Source organism: Nonomuraea sp. NPDC050227, from assembly GCF_044459705.1.
Taxonomy (GTDB): domain Bacteria; phylum Actinomycetota; class Actinomycetes; order Streptosporangiales; family Streptosporangiaceae; genus Nonomuraea.
The window spans coordinates 712,985-730,657 of the sequence record NZ_JBITJF010000003.1; the positions used below are offsets into that span (position 1 = coordinate 712,985).

17 protein-coding genes are annotated in these 17,673 nt (G+C 72.5%); 9 read left to right on the forward strand and 8 right to left on the reverse strand.

What is annotated here, in order from left to right:
* Positions 1-72 precede the first annotated feature (72 nt).
* The 4 genes from ACIBK9_RS15590 to ACIBK9_RS15605 form a co-directional block, all read right to left on the reverse strand.
* Complete coding sequence (locus tag ACIBK9_RS15590) at positions 73-456, reverse strand: SMI1/KNR4 family protein (RefSeq protein WP_397158613.1); 384 nt, start codon at positions 454-456, stop codon at positions 73-75.
* 98 nt (positions 457-554) lie between these two features.
* Positions 555-1,151 carry an SMI1/KNR4 family protein gene (locus ACIBK9_RS15595; protein ID WP_397158615.1) on the reverse strand — a complete coding sequence of 199 codons (597 nt, stop codon included), beginning with the start codon at positions 1,149-1,151 and terminating at the stop codon, positions 555-557.
* Between the two features lie 84 nt (positions 1,152-1,235).
* Entirely contained in the window at positions 1,236-1,811 is a 576-nt protein-coding gene (locus ACIBK9_RS15600) for an exonuclease domain-containing protein (RefSeq protein WP_397158617.1), read from the reverse strand.
* Positions 1,812-1,882: 71 nt separating this feature from the next.
* On the reverse strand, positions 1,883-2,938 hold the full coding sequence (locus ACIBK9_RS15605) for a winged helix DNA-binding domain-containing protein (protein ID WP_397158619.1): 1,056 nt from the start codon (positions 2,936-2,938) through the stop codon (positions 1,883-1,885).
* Positions 2,939-2,947: 9 nt separating this feature from the next.
* Between ACIBK9_RS15605 and ACIBK9_RS15610 the strand changes: the two genes are divergently transcribed.
* Positions 2,948-4,126, forward strand: coding sequence for a cysteine desulfurase-like protein (locus ACIBK9_RS15610; RefSeq protein ID WP_397158621.1), 1,179 nt, complete (start codon positions 2,948-2,950; stop codon positions 4,124-4,126).
* 43 nt (positions 4,127-4,169) lie between these two features.
* Positions 4,170-4,766 carry an NUDIX hydrolase gene (locus ACIBK9_RS15615; protein ID WP_387674294.1) on the forward strand — a complete coding sequence of 199 codons (597 nt, stop codon included), beginning with the start codon at positions 4,170-4,172 and terminating at the stop codon, positions 4,764-4,766.
* 25 nt (positions 4,767-4,791) lie between these two features.
* Here the strand turns inward: ACIBK9_RS15615 and ACIBK9_RS15620 are convergent, their stop codons facing one another.
* The 3 genes from ACIBK9_RS15620 to ACIBK9_RS15630 all read right to left on the reverse strand — a co-directional run bounded on the left by ACIBK9_RS15620 (position 4,792) and on the right by ACIBK9_RS15630 (position 8,939).
* Positions 4,792-6,447 carry an acetolactate synthase large subunit gene (locus tag ACIBK9_RS15620; RefSeq protein ID WP_397158623.1) on the reverse strand — a complete coding sequence of 552 codons (1,656 nt, stop codon included), beginning with the start codon at positions 6,445-6,447 and terminating at the stop codon, positions 4,792-4,794.
* Positions 6,448-6,563: 116 nt separating this feature from the next.
* Positions 6,564-6,875, reverse strand: coding sequence for a hypothetical protein (locus ACIBK9_RS15625; RefSeq protein WP_387674300.1), 312 nt, complete (start codon positions 6,873-6,875; stop codon positions 6,564-6,566).
* A gap of 93 nt (positions 6,876-6,968) precedes the next feature.
* Positions 6,969-8,939, reverse strand: a complete 1,971-nt coding sequence (locus ACIBK9_RS15630) for a HelD family protein (protein WP_397158625.1) — start codon at positions 8,937-8,939, stop codon at positions 6,969-6,971.
* A gap of 66 nt (positions 8,940-9,005) precedes the next feature.
* On the opposite strand from ACIBK9_RS15630, the gene ACIBK9_RS15635 reads away from it, so the two are divergent.
* The 5 genes from ACIBK9_RS15635 (at position 9,006) to ACIBK9_RS15655 (ending at position 13,387) form a co-directional block, all read left to right on the forward strand.
* On the forward strand, positions 9,006-9,620 hold the full coding sequence (locus ACIBK9_RS15635) for a TetR family transcriptional regulator (protein ID WP_397158627.1): 615 nt from the start codon (positions 9,006-9,008) through the stop codon (positions 9,618-9,620).
* Positions 9,621-9,859: 239 nt separating this feature from the next.
* Entirely contained in the window at positions 9,860-10,537 is a 678-nt protein-coding gene (locus ACIBK9_RS15640; protein ID WP_387653850.1) for a lysophospholipid acyltransferase family protein, read from the forward strand.
* Positions 10,538-10,616: 79 nt separating this feature from the next.
* Positions 10,617-12,191 (forward strand): penicillin-binding transpeptidase domain-containing protein, encoded by a 1,575-nt coding sequence (locus ACIBK9_RS15645; RefSeq protein WP_397158629.1) that lies wholly within the window; start codon positions 10,617-10,619, stop codon positions 12,189-12,191.
* 87 nt (positions 12,192-12,278) lie between these two features.
* Positions 12,279-12,923 carry a GntR family transcriptional regulator gene (locus tag ACIBK9_RS15650; RefSeq protein ID WP_358299147.1) on the forward strand — a complete coding sequence of 215 codons (645 nt, stop codon included), beginning with the start codon at positions 12,279-12,281 and terminating at the stop codon, positions 12,921-12,923.
* On the forward strand, positions 12,920-13,387 hold the full coding sequence (locus tag ACIBK9_RS15655) for an OsmC family protein (protein WP_358299144.1): 468 nt from the start codon (positions 12,920-12,922) through the stop codon (positions 13,385-13,387). Before ACIBK9_RS15650 ends, ACIBK9_RS15655 begins: the two co-directional genes overlap by 4 nt.
* Positions 13,388-13,411: 24 nt before the next feature.
* Here the strand turns inward: ACIBK9_RS15655 and ACIBK9_RS15660 are convergent, their stop codons facing one another.
* Positions 13,412-13,690 carry a DUF3040 domain-containing protein gene (locus tag ACIBK9_RS15660; protein ID WP_352328164.1) on the reverse strand — a complete coding sequence of 93 codons (279 nt, stop codon included), beginning with the start codon at positions 13,688-13,690 and terminating at the stop codon, positions 13,412-13,414.
* Between the two features lie 134 nt (positions 13,691-13,824).
* On the opposite strand from ACIBK9_RS15660, the gene ACIBK9_RS15665 reads away from it, so the two are divergent.
* Together ACIBK9_RS15665 and ACIBK9_RS15670 are read left to right on the forward strand one after the other, a co-directional pair.
* The gene (locus ACIBK9_RS15665) at positions 13,825-14,859 is read left to right on the forward strand and encodes an Rv2578c family radical SAM protein (protein WP_397158632.1); all 1,035 of its coding nucleotides are present in this window, start codon (positions 13,825-13,827) and stop codon (positions 14,857-14,859) included.
* A gap of 150 nt (positions 14,860-15,009) precedes the next feature.
* A complete protein-coding gene (locus ACIBK9_RS15670; protein ID WP_397158634.1) occupies positions 15,010-17,427 on the forward strand; it encodes a GTP-binding protein in 2,418 nt (805 codons plus the stop codon).
* The last annotated feature ends 246 nt before the right edge of the window (positions 17,428-17,673 follow it).

Below are 17,673 nucleotides of genomic sequence, written 5' to 3' on the forward strand. Positions count from 1 at the left end.
GCACCCTGCCATCCGGTGCGCTCACATCGCGAAGCCTTTTCGCCTCCGGTCGAATCGACTCGCCGGCCGCTGTCAGCAGGAGGGGCCAGGACCAAGCGATTCGATCCAGGACGCGAAGTCCGCCGCCACGACGTCGAAGCCCGCAGGCTCCAGATCGCCCAGACCGGAGGAGAACACGGCGGAGTCCGGGTCGTCGGCGCGCAGGAGGAATCCGCGGCCACCGCTGTCATCGCCGACGAGGAGGAACCCTGGCGCATACCGCGCGACCTCGTAAGTGGCGTTGCGTTCACCGATGTCTTCCGCCGAGTACACCGCGACACCGCACTCCGTGTGCAGGCCGTTCCGAACGCTCCACAGTGCCACCAGCGGAGCCGGCAGGCTCATCGCCGTCTCGGCCCGCGCCCGCAGGACATCGTCCGGCGTCGCCGCCGCCGGCCTCGGAACCGCCTCCGCCACCCTGCACCCCTCCCGACAGCCTCCGGCCCCAACACGATCATCGACGCGCCTGCCCGCGGACGCGGCATCGGCCGCACGATCCCGGAGCGCGACGAACCCTACTGATCGGCTGATCGTGGCGAACCGAAGCCGGCCGCTCTCGCCTTCCAGCGCTTCTGTTCTTCGAGCCAGTGCACGTAGCGCGGCGAGGCGTTACGCACCTCGACGCTGAGGGGGTAGGGGTCGTGCTCGTCCAGGAGCAGCATGCGGAGGAATTCGACCATGCCACAGGGGAAGAGGGTGAAGCCCTCGCGGGTATGGCGGCCGCAGACCAGGACGGGCCACCGGTCGGGGTCGGGATCGGTGGTCAGCCAGCACAGGATGTCGGGGCCCGAAGTGATGCCCCAGGCGAGGATGTGGTTCGGGTCGATGTCGAGCCCTTCCTGGCCGCCCAGCATCTCCCAGGTGTCACGGGCGTTCTCCGTCTCCTCCTCGAAGGTCCCGGGATCCCACTGGATGTACTCCTTGGGCAACGGCATGAGGATGCCGACCTCGGCGAACGAGCCGCCGCCGTAGACGGACATGAAGGCCATGTAGTCACGCGGGAACCGCGTGCCCCACCGCGCCTCTGCCGCCGGCCAGTCGATCTCCTCGTCCGCACCGAGATTCGCGGGCAGGATCTCGGTCAGCGCTGCGATCCCTGTCGGGTCTTCCACGGCAATCCCCTTCGACGACGTGGCCGGGGAGTCTACGAGGCCACACCGACACAACGCCGCAATCGCGGTCAGTCGCACCAGGAGCTAGAGGCCCGGCCATGCCCCGCGGTCCAACAGGTCGAGGACGAGTGCCGCGATGTTCCACGCGTCGTCCTCGCCGCGGTGATGGCGTCCCTCCAGCGGCAGTCCGGCGATCTGCAGAGCGTGATCCATGCCGGGTTTCTTGCGTAGTCCGTACGCCGCCGCGAACACGGCCTTGGCGTTGGTGTGGGTGCGTTCCGTCGGATAGCCGAACGGGTAGGCCACTCCGTCGGCCTGACTCTGTCGAGCGAACTGCCGTCGGTCGTACTCGCCCCAGCTCGCCCAGGGACGCTCCCCGGCGCCGTACTCCTCGGCGAGGATCCGGCATGCCTCGGCGAAGGTGACACCCCGTTCCACCTCGGCCTGCGTCAGGCCGGTCAGTTCCGTGCAGAAGTCACTCACCGCCGACCGGACAGGGCGGACCAGGATGCGGTGCCGGGACACCCGGCTCCGTGCCGACACGTCCACGACGGTGAGGCCGATCTCGATGATCTCGTTGACGGAGCCGGGCGGCGGCTGCCCGTCCCAGCAGGTGGCTTCCACGTCGATGACGTTCAACAGGGCGGATTCGTGACGCATGGGCCGAGGGTAGGGATGCACCCCCGGCTCCGGCATCTCAATTTCCCACGTTCGTTCTTCGGGCGGGGTGGTCAGTTGGGTGGGGTGTGTTCGAGGGTGTAGGTGGTCGCGTCCGGTTCGGCGAAGGCGAGGAGCGCGAGCCCTTCCTCCTCCAGGGCGTCCAGAGGCGTCGGCGCGGCGAAGGGGCTGATGAGGAGCTTGGCCTTCTTGCCGGACCGCTTGATCTGCCAGGTCCCCGCCGCGAACCCGTCCACCAGGTACGTGGCCTTGATCCGCAGGTTCTTGGTCGCGACCAGCGGCCTGAACTCGTCCGCCAGCACCCGCGTACGGTCGGCGTGCCCCAGGACGAGGTTGTCGAAGTCGGGCAGGAAGCGCACCGGCGCGGGCACGTCGCCGCCCGGCCGCGGCGCGCCGGGCAGGTCGAACAGTTCGCGTCCCGTCTCGTCGGCGAGCCTGTCCAGCTCCATCCCCTTCATGACGGCCCGCATCCCGCCCAGTCCCGACCAGGTCTGGACGTCGGCGGGGGTGGCCGGGCCGAACGCGGCGAGGTACCGCTCGACCAGGCGTTCCACGCTGGGCGCCGGGTCCAGTTCGACGCCGGGCAGCCCGAAGGCGGACTCGCGCGGGAAGCTCCACCGGTCCTGCGTCGGCACCATGACCAGCGGCGTCATCATGCGCACGGCGTAGCCGAGCACCCGTTCGTCCGCGCCGGGGAACTCCTTCAGCAGCAGGGGCCGCAGCTCGTTGAAGGTGAGCGGCCCGTCGGCGAGCAGCCGGTCGGCGACCGCGGCGACGGCCTCGAAGTCGACGCCCTCGAACCGGCGCGCCGCGGCGGCCAGCATGGGACGCAGCAGCGGGCGGAAGGACGCGTAGTCCTCCGCCGTCACCAGGTGCAGCGTGGCCCGCATCATCGTCGCCCGCACCAGGCCGCCCGCGTGCAGCGAGTCGTGCAGGTCCTCGCGCCGGAAGCCGGCCAGCCGCGTCCACACCCCCAGGTAGGGCGGCCGCGGCTCCTGCGCCTGCAGCCCGGCCAGCCGGTGCACGACGTCGGCCGGGCGGCCCTCGTGCCGGGCGAGGAGGTGCTGCCGGGCCAAGGTGGCGCGGTTGAGGTCTCTGAGGGTGAGCATCTACTTATCATGCCTTTCCCCCTGGAGTCCGTACGTTCCTCCTATCCTGCGCTTTCCGATGGTTTCGCCTACCTTGACGGCGCGGCCGGCACCCAGACGCCCCAGCCGGTGATCGACGCCATCTCCGCCGCCTACCGGGCCGGGCTCGGCAACGTGGGCGGGGCCTTCCCCGCCAGCCGCCGGGCGGACGAGATCGTCGCCGCCTGCCGTGCCGCCGTCGCGGACCTCGTCGGCGGCCGTCCCGCCGGCGTGATCCTCGGCCCGAACATGACGACGCTGACGTACCGGCTGGCCAGGGCGCTGACCGGGCCCGGCGACGAGGTGGTGGTCTCCCGGCTGGACCACGACGCGAACGTGCGTCCGTGGACCCAGACGGGCGCCGCCGTCCGCTGGGCCGAGGTGGACGCGGTGACCGGCGAGCTCCCCGTCGACCAGTACGCCGACCTGATCGGCGAGCGGACCAAGGTCGTCGCGGTGACGGCGGCCAGCAACATCCTCGGCACCCGTCCCGACGTGGCCGCCATCGCCGAGCTGGCCCACCGCGCGGGCGCCCTGCTGTACGTGGACGGCGTGCACGCCACCCCGCACGGCCCGGTGGACATGCGGGCGCTGGGCGCCGACTTCTACGCCACCAGCGCCTACAAGTGGTCGGGGCCGCACGTGGGGGCCGTCGTCGCCGACCCGGCGCTGCTGGAGACGGTCCGCCCGGCCAAGTTGCGGCCCTCCCCCGACACCGTGCCGGAGAGGTTCGAGACGGGCACGTCCGCGTTCGCCGACCTGGCCGGGGTCACCGCGGCCGTCGACCACCTGGCCGCCATGGTCCCCGGCGTCGGCACCCGCCGCGAACGCCTGCTCGCCTCGATGGCCGCCGCCGAGGAGCACGAGCTGGAGCTGTTCGCCGCCCTGATCTCCGGCCTGGAGACGATGCCGCACGTCACCCTGCTCGGCAAGCCCGCCAGGCGCACCGCGACCGCCTACTTCACCGTCGCCGGGCACACCCCGCGCCAGGTCGCCGAGCATCTGGCCGGGCTGAGGGTGAACGTCTGGAACGGCCACAACTACGCCTGGGAGCTGACCGGCGCCCTCGGCGTGCGCGACTCGGGCGGCGCCGTCCGCGCGGGCCTGGTCCACTACAACGACCGCTCGGACGTCGACCGCCTCCTGGAGGGGGTGGCCGCCCTCTCCTGACGGGCCCTCGGCCCGTACGGGCAGGGCGTGGGATCCTGAGGGGATGCTGCCCCCGATCGACGTGCTGCGCGAGCAGGTCACCGCGCATCTCGCCGCCTTCGACCGCCGGGAGGTGCCGCCCGTCCCAGGGGTGCGCCGGGCGGCCGTGACGGTGTGCGTGCTGGAGGACGCCGAGCGCGTCCCGTACACGGTGCTGATCCGCAGGGCGGCGCGGGGGCGCAACGCGGGGCAGTGGGCGCTGCCGGGCGGGCGGCTCGACGACGGCGAGCTGCCGGTGGAGGCGGCGCTGCGCGAGCTGGCCGAGGAGGTAGGGGTGACCGGCGTGGCGGTGGCCGGGCTGCTCGACGACTTCGTCGCCGACTCCGGGTTCGTGATCACTCCGGTGGTGGCGTTCGGGGGCCGTCAGGAGCCGGTGGGCGACGCCCATGAGGTGGCCTCGGTGCACGCGGTGCCGCTGGAGCGCTTCCTCGCGCCCGGCGTGCCGCGCTGGCAGGGCGAGCTGCTGCAGATGCCGCTCGGGCCGGACATCGTGATCCACGCGCCGACCGGGGCGATCCTGTGGCAGTTCGCCGAGGTGGCGCTGCGCGGGCGCGAACAGCGGGTGTTCGACGTCGCGCAGCCCCACTGGACGAGAACCTGACCCAGATGCCCCTGGGAACGGCCGGTCAGAACGGGCCGGTGAGTTCGCCGAGCTTGCCGGTCAGCTCCAGGTTGGCCGCGTAGTCGACGGGCACCGCGATCACCGACACCGTCTCGTCGGCCAGCGCCTTGCGCAGCGTGGGCAGCAGCTCTCCGGCGCTGGTGATCCGGTAGCCGCGGGCGCCGAAGCTCTCGGCGTAGGCGACGAAGTCGGGGTTGCCGAAGCGGATGCCCGAGTGACGGCCGAGCTCCAGGTCCATCTTCCACTCGATCAGCCCGTACGCGTCGTCGACCCACACCAGGACCGTGATCGGGACGCGCTCGCGGACGGCCGTCTCCAGCTCCTGGGAGTTCATCAGGAACGCCCCGTCGCCGGTGGCGGCCAGCACCTTGCGCTCGGGGAAGGCCAGCTTGGCGGCCAGCGCCCCGGGCACCGAGAACCCCATCGAGGACAGCCCGTTGGAGACCAGCATCGTGTTGGGCTCGTACGTCGGGTACATGCGGGCCATCCACATCTTCACCGCGCCGGTGTCGGCCAGCACGATGTCCTCGCGGCCCATGGCCTCCCGGATGTCGGCGACCACGCGCCGCGGCGACAGCGGGAAGCCGTCCTCCGAGCGCCCCTGCTCCAGCTCCTCGCGCATCAGGCGGCGGATCTTCTCACCGGTGCCGTTGAGCTCGAAGCGGCGCGGGACGGCGTCGGCGAGCGCGTCCAGCGACCGGGAGATGTCGCCGTGCACCCCGACGGACACCGGATAGTGGTCGTCGACCTCGGCGGGGAACCGGTGCAGGTGGATGATCTCCTTGTCGCGGTTGGGGTTGATCTTGACGGGGTCGAACTCCTGCAGCTCGTAGCCGACGCTGATCAGCACGTCCGCCTCGTCGAAGCCGAAATTGACGTAGTCGTGCCGCATGAAGCCGACCGCGCCCAGCGCGTGGGGGTGGTCGTCGGGGAAGACGCCCTTGCCGTTGAACGTGGTGGCCACCGGCAGCCCGAGCCGTTCGGAGAAGCGCACCAGCGCGGCGGCCGCCCCGGCCCGCCCGGCGCCGTGCCCGGCCAGCACGATCGGCCGGCGCGCGCGGGCCAGCACGTCGGCCGCGCGGGCGATCTGCGCGGCGGAGGGGTCTTGGGGGCGTACGACGTTGACCGGCAGCGGCCCGAGGTCGGCCGGCACGGGGGCCGACTCGACGTCTTCGGGGATGGCCAGGTAGACGGCGCCGGGCCGCTCGGTCTGGGCGGTCTTGAACGCCTTGCGGATCATCTCGGGCAGGGCCAGGGCCGTGGGGGCGAGGTCGGCCCATTTGGTGATCGGACGGAACAGCGACACCAGGTCGACCACCTGGTGCGACTCCTTGTAGATGCGGTCGAGGCCGACCTGGGCGGTGATCGCCACGACGGGGGTGCTGTTGGTGGTGGCGTCGGCCACGCCGAGCTGCAGGTTGATCGCGCCGGGGCCGAGCGTGGCCGAGGCCACCCCCGCCTTGCCGGTGAGCCTGCCGTAGATCTCGGCCATGAACGCCGCGCCCTGCTCGTGCCGGACGAGGATGTAACGGATGGAGGAGTCGTTGAGCGCGTCGACGAAGTGGATGTTCTCCTCGCCGGGGATGCCGAAGACGTACTCGACGCCTTCCGCCTCCAGGGCTCGCACGATCAGATGGGCCGCGTCCGCCTGCGGGGACATGGTTAACGCCTTCTTCCATGAGCGACTGCGTCCCTGACAGCATCCGGGAGGCGCGCTTCATTCCGGGACGCGTCCCTGTGCCCGCGCGACGGCGGATCTCACGCGGGCACAGCGGGTCAGGAGCCCAGCGCGCGCGTGGCCAGCGCGCCGAGGACCATGCCGACGACCATGCAGGCCGCGGCGGCGATGGCGGCCCACTTGCCCAGGGACTCGCCGCGGGTGTGGCCGACGATGCCCAGCACGATGCCGGCCAGGCCGAACAGGATCGGTATGAACAGGATGGCCACCGCGGCGCTGACGAACCCGATGATCGACAGGACCTGGGCGCCCTGCCGCTGCGGCGGCCGGGCGTAGGGCGGCGGCTGCGGCCGGCGCCCTTCACGCGTGTGCTCGTCGTCGCCCGGGGGCGGGTCTTGCGAAGCGGTCATTCTCCGGCTCCCTCGTGAAGTGAGTCACATCACACACCAGAGCCGGAGGCCTGTCGAGCCGCCGAGTCCCGACATCTGCCCATTTCAGAAGGGTTATGACGGGCGGGAAAACTGAGGGGGAAGGGGTTCGGCGTGGACGACGTCGAGCCGGGAGACCGCGCGGGTGAGGGCGACGTACAGACGGTTGAGCCCGCGCGGCTCGGCCGCGACGACGGCGGCCGGCTCGGCGAGCACCACGTGGTCGTACTCCAGGCCCTTGGCCATCGAGGCGGGCATGACGCTCAGCCGCTCGCCGAGGTCCAGCCCCTCGTTCCAGAGCGCGCAGGTGATCGCCTCGACGTGCGCGTCGGCCGCGATCACCCCGATCGACCCCTCGAACCCGCCCGCCTCCCGTACGGCCGCCACGACCCCCTTCTCCAGCTCGGCCGTCGCGATGACGCGCAGCCTGCCGTCGGAGCGGTGGGAGCGGGTGGGGGGCACGTCGGCGTCGAGCGCGGCCAGCAGCGCGTTGGCCAGCTCCACGACCACGCCGGGCACGCGGAAGCCGGTGGTCAGCTCGACGATCCGCCCGCCGGGGCTGCCGAGCAGCTCCAGGTGCTCCGGCCACGACCTGGCCGCCCACGGCGTGGTGCCCTGGGCCAGGTCGCCGAGCACGGTCAGCGAGCCGTGCTCGCTGCGCCTGGCCACGGCGCGGCACTGCATGGGCGACAGGTCCTGGGCCTCGTCCACGATGACGTGGCCGTAGCCGCGGGGACGTTCGAGCAGGCAGGCCAGCTCGTCCAGCAGCACCAGGTCGGCCTCGGTCCACTTGGCGCTCTTGGCGCTCTTGGCCCCGTGCGGCGGGCCGGGCCAGGCGAGCGCGGCGCGTTCGGCATCGGTCAGCAGGCCCTCGGGCGGGGCGCTGAGGACCTCGTACAGCACGTCCTCGGGGCGGACGGCGGGCCAGGTCGCGTCGAGCGCCGGGGTGAGCGCCCGGCCGATCCGGCGTTCCCAGGCGGCGTCGCAGGTCTGGCCGCGGGCCTCGGCCTGCCGCCGCATCGCCGCCACCATTCTGGCCCTGACGCGTTCGCGGCCGACCCCGTACGGGAGCGCGGCCCGCCTGGTGTCCTCCACGATGCGGCGCAGCTCGTCCTCGCCGACGCGCCAGCGGTAGGAGCCGTCGGCCACCACGGCGGGCTCGGCGGGCCTGCGGATGCGGCCGTACAGCGCGCGGCGCAGCACCTCGGCCATCCGGACGTCGTGCTTGACCGCCGCGGCCGCCGCGGAGTCGACGGCCCGTACGGGGTAGGCGCCGAGCAGCCCTTCCAGGGTGGTCTGCTCGACGTCCACCTCGCCGAGCGCGGGCAGCACGGCCGAGATGTAGCCGAGGAAGGTCCGGTTCGGGCCGAGCACCAGGACGCCGGAGCGTTCGAGGCGGCGGCGGTGGGCGTACAGCAGGTAGGCGGCCCGGTGCAGGCCGACGGCGGTCTTGCCGGTGCCGGGGGCGCCCTGGACGCAGATGGTGGTGTCGAGGTCGGCGCGGACGAGGTCGTCCTGCTCGGGCTGGATGGTGGCGACGATGTCGCGCATCGGGCCGACGCGGGGGCGTTCGATCTCGGCGGCCAGGAGCGCCCCGCCGCCCTCCTCCCCCGCGCCGAGACGCTCGTCCTCGTAGCCGGTCAGCGTGCTGCCCGACCAGCCGAAACGGCGGCGCACCTCGACGCCCTGGGGGTCGCGGGCGCCGGCGCGGTAGAAGGCGCGCGCCACGGGCGCGCGCCAGTCGATCACCACCGGCGGTCCGCCGTGCTCGCCGGCGATGTGCCGCCGGCCGATGTGGTACGCCCGCCCGCGGTGCTCGGCCGAGTCCTGGCCGAAGTCGAGCCGGCCGAAGAACGGCGGCCCGTCGGGCTCCTCGCTCAGCTCCTTGGCCAGGCTCTTGAGATGGCGGCCGAGCCGCTCCGCGCTGTAGCGGTCGCCGACGACGGTCTCGCCGACGATCACGTTCTCCCGCGCGCCCTCCAGCATCCTGCGCAGCCCCGCCCTGCACCGTTCGACGTGACGCCGTTCGTCGTCGAGCGTTCCCATGCCCACCCCCAAAGCGTTAACTCGGTTAAGACATTGACCAGGTTAACACTTTGATAGGGTGCGGCCATGACGGGACTGCGGGAGCTGCAGCGGCAGCGGGTGCACGAGGCCATCTCGACGGCGGCGATCACGCTCTTCCTGGAACGCGGCTTCGACGAGGTGCCGGTGACCGAGATCGCGGCGGCGGCCGGGGTGTCCAAGCCGACACTGTTCAAGTACTTCCCGACCAAGGAGGACCTCGTCCTGCACCGGTTCGCCGACCACAAGGGCGAGGCCGCCCGCGTGGTGCGCGGCCGGGCGCCCGGCGAGCACCCGGTCGCGGCGCTGCGCCGCCACCACCTCGACGGCCTGGCCGCCCACGACCCGGTCACCGGGCTCAACGACCACCCCGAGGTGCTGGCCTTCCACCGCATGGTGTTCGACACGCCCAGCCTGGCCGTCCGCCTGTTCCACCACATGACCCAGGACGAGGCCGAGCTGGCCGAGGCCCTGGCCGAGAGCATGGACGAGCTGACCGCCGCGCTGCTGGCGGCCCAGGCGCTGGCCGTGCAGCGGGTGCTGGCCCGCCGCACCTGGGCGCAGCTCGCCGGGGGCCGGCCCCTGACCGAGGCCGAGGCCGACGCGGTGCGCGCCGCCGAACACGCCTACGCCCTGCTCATGGACGGCCCCGCCGGCCCCTGAGCTCCGGCGCGCAGGTCACGCGCGCCCCATCCGGCGGGCACGATTACCTCCAACGCCAGAGGCTGTGCTTAACTCGGAAATGCCGATGTGGCTGTGTCCCCCGGGCCGCAAATTACCGCCTTCACGGAATACCGTTCGGCTGGAACCGTGTTGTGCACCTCGCCGAGGAGGCGACCACCACATCGGCCTTAAAGCTTTCCGGGCGTCCCGCTGCCTTAGGGTGGCAAGGTTGACTGCCCATGATCCAGGAGAGCCCGTTGCTGTACGAAGTGGTCAAGTTCGCCGCCGCGCCGCTCGCCCACGCGATGTGCCGGCCGCACATCACCGGCGCCGCGAACGTCCCGAGGGTCGGCCCGGCCATCCTGGCGGCCAACCACCTCTCCGTGCTCGACTCCTTCCTGCTGCCCGCGCTGCTCCCCCGGCGCGTCACGTTCACCGCCAAGAACGAGTACTTCGACGGCAACCCCGTCTCCGGCTTCTTCATGCGCCTGGGCGGCAGCCTGCCGATCGACCGCGAGAGCGCCCACGCCGCCCAGGCCATGCTCGACGCCGCCGCCGAGCTGCTGGAGCGCGGCGAGCTGTTCGGCATCCACCCCGAGGGCACCCGCTCCCCCGACGGCCGCCTCTACCGCGGCAAGGTCGGCGTGGCCTGGCTGGCGCTCAAGACGGGCGCGCCCGTGCTGCCGGTGGCGCTCAAGGGCACCGAGAAGGTGCTGCCGGTCGGGGCCAAGGTGCCCAGGCCCGCCAAGATCGGCATCTCCATCGGCCGGCCCATGCGCTTCGAGGGCGACCACACCAAGGCGCGCGACCGGCGCCGGGTCACCGACGAGGTCATGGAGGCCGTCCAGAAGCTGTCCGGGCAGGAGTACGTGCCCGCGTACGCCTCCAGCTTCAAGACCGCCAATGGAACGACGTGACCGGTCACCGCTAGGCTCTGACACCTGACGTCGAGGACCAGGGGGCTGACCAGTGGCGCGGGGCCGTACCATCGCGATCGTGTCGGTGTCCGCCGTGCTCGTGGCGGGGGCCGCGGGCGGGGGCGCCTACTACCTGCTGCGCACCAAGGGCACACCGGGCGAGACGGCGCAGCGCTTCGCCGCCGCCTGGCAGGCCGGCGACAAGGCCGCCATGACCGCCGAGCTGGCCACCCAGCAGCAGCTCACCGCCTACGACCAGCAGCGCGCCGCGCTCGGCGTCGAGTCGGCCACGGTCAAGCTGGGGCGGGTCGTCGAGGGCGACGGCCGGGCCAAGGTCCCCTACACCGCGACCCTGGCGCTGAAGAACATCGGCTCCTGGTCCTACGACGGGCAGCTCGACCTCGTTGTGGCCGACCGCATGTGGAAGGTCGACTGGCGGCCGTCCACGCTGCACCCGCAGCTGACCCCGGGGGCGGCGTTCGCCGTCAAGACGAGCTGGCCGCAGCGCGCGCAGATCACCGACGCCGACGGCGGCCGCATCGACACCGGCACGTCCGGCGGCTCGGTGCAGCAGCTCGTCGGCTACCTCGACAAGGCCACCAAGAAGGACGTCGCCAAGCTCGGCGCCTCCTACAAGCCGGGGCAGGCGATCGGGCGCGGCGGCCTGCAGGAGACGTTCCAGAAGCGGCTGGCCGGCACCCCCACCACCCAGATCCAGCTCGGCGGCAAGACCCTCGGCACCATCGAGGGCACCGACGGCAAGCCCGTGGAGACCTCGCTCGACCCGCGGGCGCAGGCGGCGGCCGTCACCGCGGTCAAGGACGTCCCCAAGCCCACCTCCATGGTCGCCATCCGGCCCTCCACGGGCGAGATCCTGGCCGTGGTCAACAACCAGGGCGGCTTCAACCGGGCCCTCGACGGCCGCTACCCGCCCGGCTCCACGTTCAAGGCGGTCACCGCGATCGGCCTGCTGGCGGCCGGCCTGTCGCCCAGCGACAAGGTCACCTGCCCGATGTACGCCACCGTCGGCGGGCTGAAGATCCGCAACTCGGAGAAGGAGGAGTTCGGCTCGCTGTCATTCCTCGACTCCTTCGCCCACTCGTGCAACACCACCTTCGCGCCGCTGGCCGAACAGCGGCTCGGCGCCGACAAGCTGCTCAAGACGGCGGAAGGCGTCGGCTTCAACCAGCCGCTCAACATCGGCGTGCCGGCCACGAAGGCCAGCTTCCCGCGGGCCCAGTCCGACGCCGAGCTGGCCGCCGAGTCCTTCGGCCAGGCCAGGATCACCGCGAGCCCGCTGTCGATGGCCTCGGTCGCCGCCGCCATCGCCAACGGCACGTGGCGGCCGCCCACGCTGGTGCCCTCGCTCAAGCAGAAGGCCGGCGAGCAGGCGCTGCCCAAGGGGGTCAAGGAGCAGCTGCACAGCATGATGGCGGCCGTGGTCTCCAAGGGCACCGCCAGGGCCAGCGGCCTGCCCGCCGGCACCCACGGCAAGACCGGCACGGCCGAGTTCGGCACCGGCGACAAGCTCGACACCCACGCCTGGTTCATGGGGTTCAAGGGCGACGTGGCCTTCGCGGTGGTCGTGGAGGGGGGCGGCACGGGCGGCAAGGTCGCGGCCCCGGTGGCGGCGACCTTCCTCAAGGGCCTCTGACCTCTCCTCAGGGACAGCTCGAAGCTTCTCTCTCACAGGAGTCGCATGCATTGCATGCAATGTATGCAAAGCGTTAGAGTCGGGTACGTGCAGAGCGATGTGGCCTGGAGCCGGTTGCGGGAGCTGATCCTCGACGGAACCTATCCGCCGGGGGCGCGGCTGACCGAGACGGAGGTCGCGGCGAGTCTGGAGATGAGCCGCACCCCCGTGCGCGAGGCGCTGCGGGCGCTGACCGCCGACGGCCTGGTGCGCCCGGCCGGGCGCGGGGTGGTCGTCGTGGCCCTGGAGCCGTCCGCACTGGAGGACGCCTACCAGGTGCGGGCGGCGCTGGAGGCGCTCACGGCCGAGCTGGCGGCCACCCGCCAGGGCGAGGGCCGCATCGCCCCCGCCGACCTGGCCTCGCTGCGGCAGGTCGCCGACGCCACGGCGGCCGCCACCGCGCAGGGTCGGCTCGGCGAGGCCGTCGGGCTCAACCGCCGCTTCCACCGGCGGATCGCCGAGCTGGCGGCCAACGCCATCGCGCTGCACACCCTGGAGCGCGTGTGGGACCAGATCCAGGTGTCCACATTGCGCTCGCTGGCGCCGCCGTCCCGTCCGGCGCACGTCTCCGGCCAGCACGAACAGCTTCTCGCCGCGATCACCGAGGCCCGGCCGCAGGACGCCGCGGCCATCGCCCGCGCGCACGTCCTCGACACCCGCGCCGTCACTCACAGCAAGGACGAACCCGCATGACCCGCCACCACACGTACACCACCACCGTGACCTGGACCGGCAACCGGGGCACCGGCACCAGCGGCTACCGCGACTACGACCGCGACCACGACCTGTCCGCCGAGGGCCGGCAGGTCATCGCGGGCAGCTCCGACCCCGCCTTCCGCGGCGACCCCGCCCGGTGGAACCCCGAGCAGCTGCTGGTCGGCTCGCTCTCCCAGTGCCACATGTTGTGGTATCTGCACCTGTGCGCCGAGGCGGGCGTCGTGGTCACCGCGTACGCCGACCACGCGGCGGGCACCATGGCCGAGAGCGGCGCCGGCGGCCACTTCACCGAGGTCGTGCTCCGCCCCGAGGTGACCGTGGCCGCGCCGGAGATGGCCGAGACCGCCGCCCGCCTGCACGAGGACGCCCACAAGGCGTGCTTCATCGCCGCCTCGGTCAACTTCCCGGTACGCCACGAACCGACCGTTCGCACGGCCTGAGACAGGCCGACGGTCCGGGGGAGGTCAGCGCGAGGCGGCCAGGGCCACGGCGGTGGCGGCCTCGTGCTGGAGCACCATGATCAGCAGGGTGGCCACCAGCGTCGCGATGAGCACCCAGCTGATCACGATGATGACCGTCGACCGGCGTGGCCGCCTGTGGCCCGGCTGCCCCTTCGCCCGCGCCTCGCTGCGACGAGCCCGCTCGTTGAACGACTCGAGCCGGGCGACGAGCCGCGGATCGTCGTCGACGAGGTGCTGCTCGATCTGGGCCAGCATTCGCTCCTCGTCCTGCGACCAGGCCATAGACGTACCTCCGGAACGCAAGCACTGTGGCGTGTTCCTCCCCAACCATGAAGATCATTAGCCTTGACGTGACCCCCTAATTACCGCCTCTTTTCGGTTTGCGATCACGCTCGAACTTTTGTTCTAATCATGGGATGCGCTGGGACAACCTGCGCCTGGCCGGGCCCGGTCAGGCCGATCCAGCCGTGCCGTTGTTCGCCCGCGGCGCGGTCACCCGTACGTTCGACACGCCCGAGTTCAGGGGGATGACCTTCTACGAGGTCCAGGCCCGGTCCATCATCAACCGGGTGCCGGGGGCCAGCCGGGTGCCGTTCGAGTACACGATCAACCCCTACCGCGGGTGCGGGCATCGCTGCGTCTACTGCTTCGCCCGCAGGACGCACGAATACCTCGACCTCGACGCCGGGGCCGACTTCGACTCGAAGATCGTCGTCAAGGTCAACGCGGCCGAACTGGCCCGCAAGGAGCTGGCCGCGGCCCGCTGGGGCGGCCACCACGTGGCCATGGGCACCAACGTCGACTGCTACCAGCGCGCTGAGGGCCGCTACCGGCTCATGCGGGGCATCCTGGCCGCGCTGCGCGACGCCGCGAACCCGTTCTCGGTGCTCACCAAGGGCACGCTGATCCTGCGCGACCTCGATCTGCTCACCGAGGCGGCCGAGGTCACCGACGTCAGCACGAGCGTGTCGGTCGGCTTCGTGGACGAGGCGGTGTGGCGCGAGGTCGAGCCCGGCACGCCCAACCCGCGCCGGCGGCTGGAGGCGTGCGCCACGCTCAACGACAACGGCGTGGCGTGCGGGGTGCTGATGGCGCCGATCCTGCCGTACCTGACCGACTCCCCCGCCCAGCTCGAACGCACCGTCAAGGAGATCGCCGAGGCCGGCGCCACCCACCTCGCCCCGATCGTCCTGCACCTGCGGCCGGGGGCGCGCGAGTGGTGGGTGAGCTGGCTCGGGCGCGAGCACCCGCGCCTGGTGCCGCGCTATCTGGAGCTGTACGGCCGCGGCGCCTACGCCCCCGCCTCCTACCAGGACCGCGTCGTCGCCCAGGTCAAGGAGCTGGCCCGCCGCCACGGGGTCGGCAGAGCCACGCCCGCCATGGCCCGCCGCGTTCCGCCCCGCCGAACGCCCGGCACCGTCGCAGAGCCGGAGCAGCTTCGCCTGTTGTGACCCGGTTTAAATCGGTGGTCCGCCGGCCCGCCCCGGTGACAGGATGACCGGGCACCCAGCCGGACGACGTTCAGGAGCATGAGATGCGGCGCCGCCCAGAGATCTTCCAGCGCCCCATTGGCACGAGAGTTCTCGAGGGCTCCACCACTCATGCACATCCTGAACATCGGCATCCTCGCGCACGTAGACGCGGGCAAGACCAGCCTCACTGAGCGGCTGCTGTTCGAGACCGGGGTCATCGCGCGCCTCGGCAGCGTCGACGACGGCAGCACGCAGACCGACAGCGGCGAGATCGAACGCCGCCGCGGCATCACCATCCGCTCGGCGGTGGCCTCGTTCACCATGGGCGACCTGCGGGTCAACCTGGTGGACACGCCGGGCCACGCCGACTTCGTGGCCGAGGTCGAACGCGCGCTCGGCGTGCTCGACGGCGCCGTCCTGGTGGTGTCGGCCGTGGAGGGCGTACAGCCGCACACGCGGGTCCTGATGAAGACGCTGCGGCGGTTGCGGCTGCCCACGCTGATCTTCGTGAACAAGATCGACCGGATGGGGGCGCGGGAGGCGGGGGTGCTCGCCGAGATCCGGCGGTGGTTGTCGCCGCGGGTGGTCCCGCTCAACACGGTGAGCGGCATCGGCGGCCCGTCCGCCACCACCCACCCCTTCACCTTCGCCCCGCCTCCCTTCACCTTCGCCCCGCCTCCCTTCGGCACCGCCCCGAGCGCCCCGCCCCCTGACCCCCTCGCCTCCACTCCCCCGCCCCCGGGCTCCGCTCCTTCGCCACCGGGTTCCACTCCCTTGCCTCCGGGCGCCACTCCCCGCGAGGCGGCTCCCTCCAGTCTCGTCACCTCCGTTCCCCCGTCCTCCGGGGCCGCTCCCCGCGACCCGGCCCCCGCCACCGGACCTTCCTCGACTTCCGGGGCGGCTTCCGGCGGCCCGGTCGTCGCCACCCGCTCCCCCGTCTTTGCTCCCCCCTCCTCCGGGGGTGCTTCCCGCCCAGGGGTGGCGGGCGACGGCTCGGAGGAGGTGGTGCGGGCCGCTGGGCCCGTCGAGGCCGAGCCCGCCAGGACGGAGGCCGACCTGGCGGCCGACGCCGGGCCCGGCGCAGAGGGCGGCACAGAGGGCGGCGCAGAGGGCGGCGCAGAGGCTGCGGGGATGGTGGCGGCTGAGGTGTTGGCCGAGGGGGATGACGGGCTGTTGGAGTTGCTCGTCGATGACGTGGTTCCGGGTGCGGGGCGGGTGCGGGAGGCACTTGCGGCGCAGTGCGCGGCGGGCGATGCGCATCCGGCGTTGTTCGGGTCGGCGATCACCGGCCAGGGCGTGGCCGAGCTGCTCGGGGCGGTCCGGCTGCTGCCCGCGGTTCCCCAGCCGCCGCTCGGCGCGGATGGAAGCGCCGACCGCACGGCGGCAGCGGCGGCGACGGCGACGGCGACGGCGACGGCGACGGCGACGGCGACTGTGGCTGTGGCTGTGGTGTTTGCGGTGGGGCGGGGGCGGGGTGGGGAGAAGGTCGCGTATCTGCGGATGTGGAGCGGAGAGCTGCGGGCGCGGGAGCGGGTGACGTTTCTGCGGCGGGAGCCGGGTGGGGGCGTCCACGCGTACGAGGGGCGGCCGAGCGGGGTGGCCGTCGTCGGGTCCGGGGCGCGGGTGGCGGTGGCGGGCGACATCGCCACGGTCCGGGGCGTGCCCGAGATCCGGGTCGGCGACCGGCTGGGCGAGCCCGGCCCGGCGGGGCAGGCCCACTTCACGCCGCCCAGCCTGGAGACCGTCGTACGCCCCCGGGTCCCCGGCCAGGAGCCGCGCCTGCACGCCGCGCTGGTCGCGCTGGCCGAGCAGGACCCCCTGATCGGCACCCGTACGCTGCCCGGCGGCCGGACGTCGGTCCTGCTGTACGGCGAGGTCCAGAAGGAGGTCATCGGCGAGACCCTGGCCAGGGACTTCGGCGTGGAGGCGGAGTTCGAGCCGAGCCGTCCGGTGCACTTCGAGCGTCCGGCGGGCACCGGCGCGGCCAGCAAGGAGATGCGTCAGGCCGGGGGCGCGTTCATGGCGACCGTGGGCCTGCGGGTCGAGCCGGCCGCGCCGGGCTCGGGCGTGCTCTACCGGCTGGAGGTCGATCTGGGCTCGCTGCCCCTGGCCTTCCACCGGGCGATCGAGGAGAGCGTGCGGCACGGCCTCGGGGCGGGCCCGCGCGGGTGGCCGGTCACCGACGTGCTGGTCACGCTGACGGCGACGGGTTACGCCTCCCCGGTCACGACCGCCGGCGACTTCCGCGGGCAGGCCCGGGTCGTGCTGGCCGAGGCGCTGCGCAGGGCCGGGACCAGGGTGTACGAGCCGTGTCACCGCTTCGAGGCGGAGGTGCCCGCCGATGCCTTCGCCGCCGTGTCGTCCCGCCTGGCCGGGCTGGGCGCGGTCCTGGACGGCACGAGCAGGCGGGACGGGACGTGGGTGCTCGAAGGGGAGATCCCGGCGGCGGCCGTGCACGAGGCCGAGCGGCGGCTGCCGGGCCTGTCGCGCGGCGAAGGGGTTTGGTGGTCGCGTCCGTCCGGAGATCGCCCGATTCGTACGCGATAGGCGGTATGTCGGATATCAGGGATAGATGGGTATTAATCCGCCATAGTGTGCCAATCGGGCGCAACCGTTACAGGGGGAGAACAATGGCTGACACGAAGAAGAAACCGGCCACCAAGTCGGGCAAGGCCAAGAAGCAGGCGATCAAGACGAGCCGGCAGGCCAAGGAGACCAAGAAGGAAACCCGAAGGACCGACGAGGGATGACCCCGTGAGGTGAATCGCGCAGCCGGGGGCCGGCGGCCCTCGG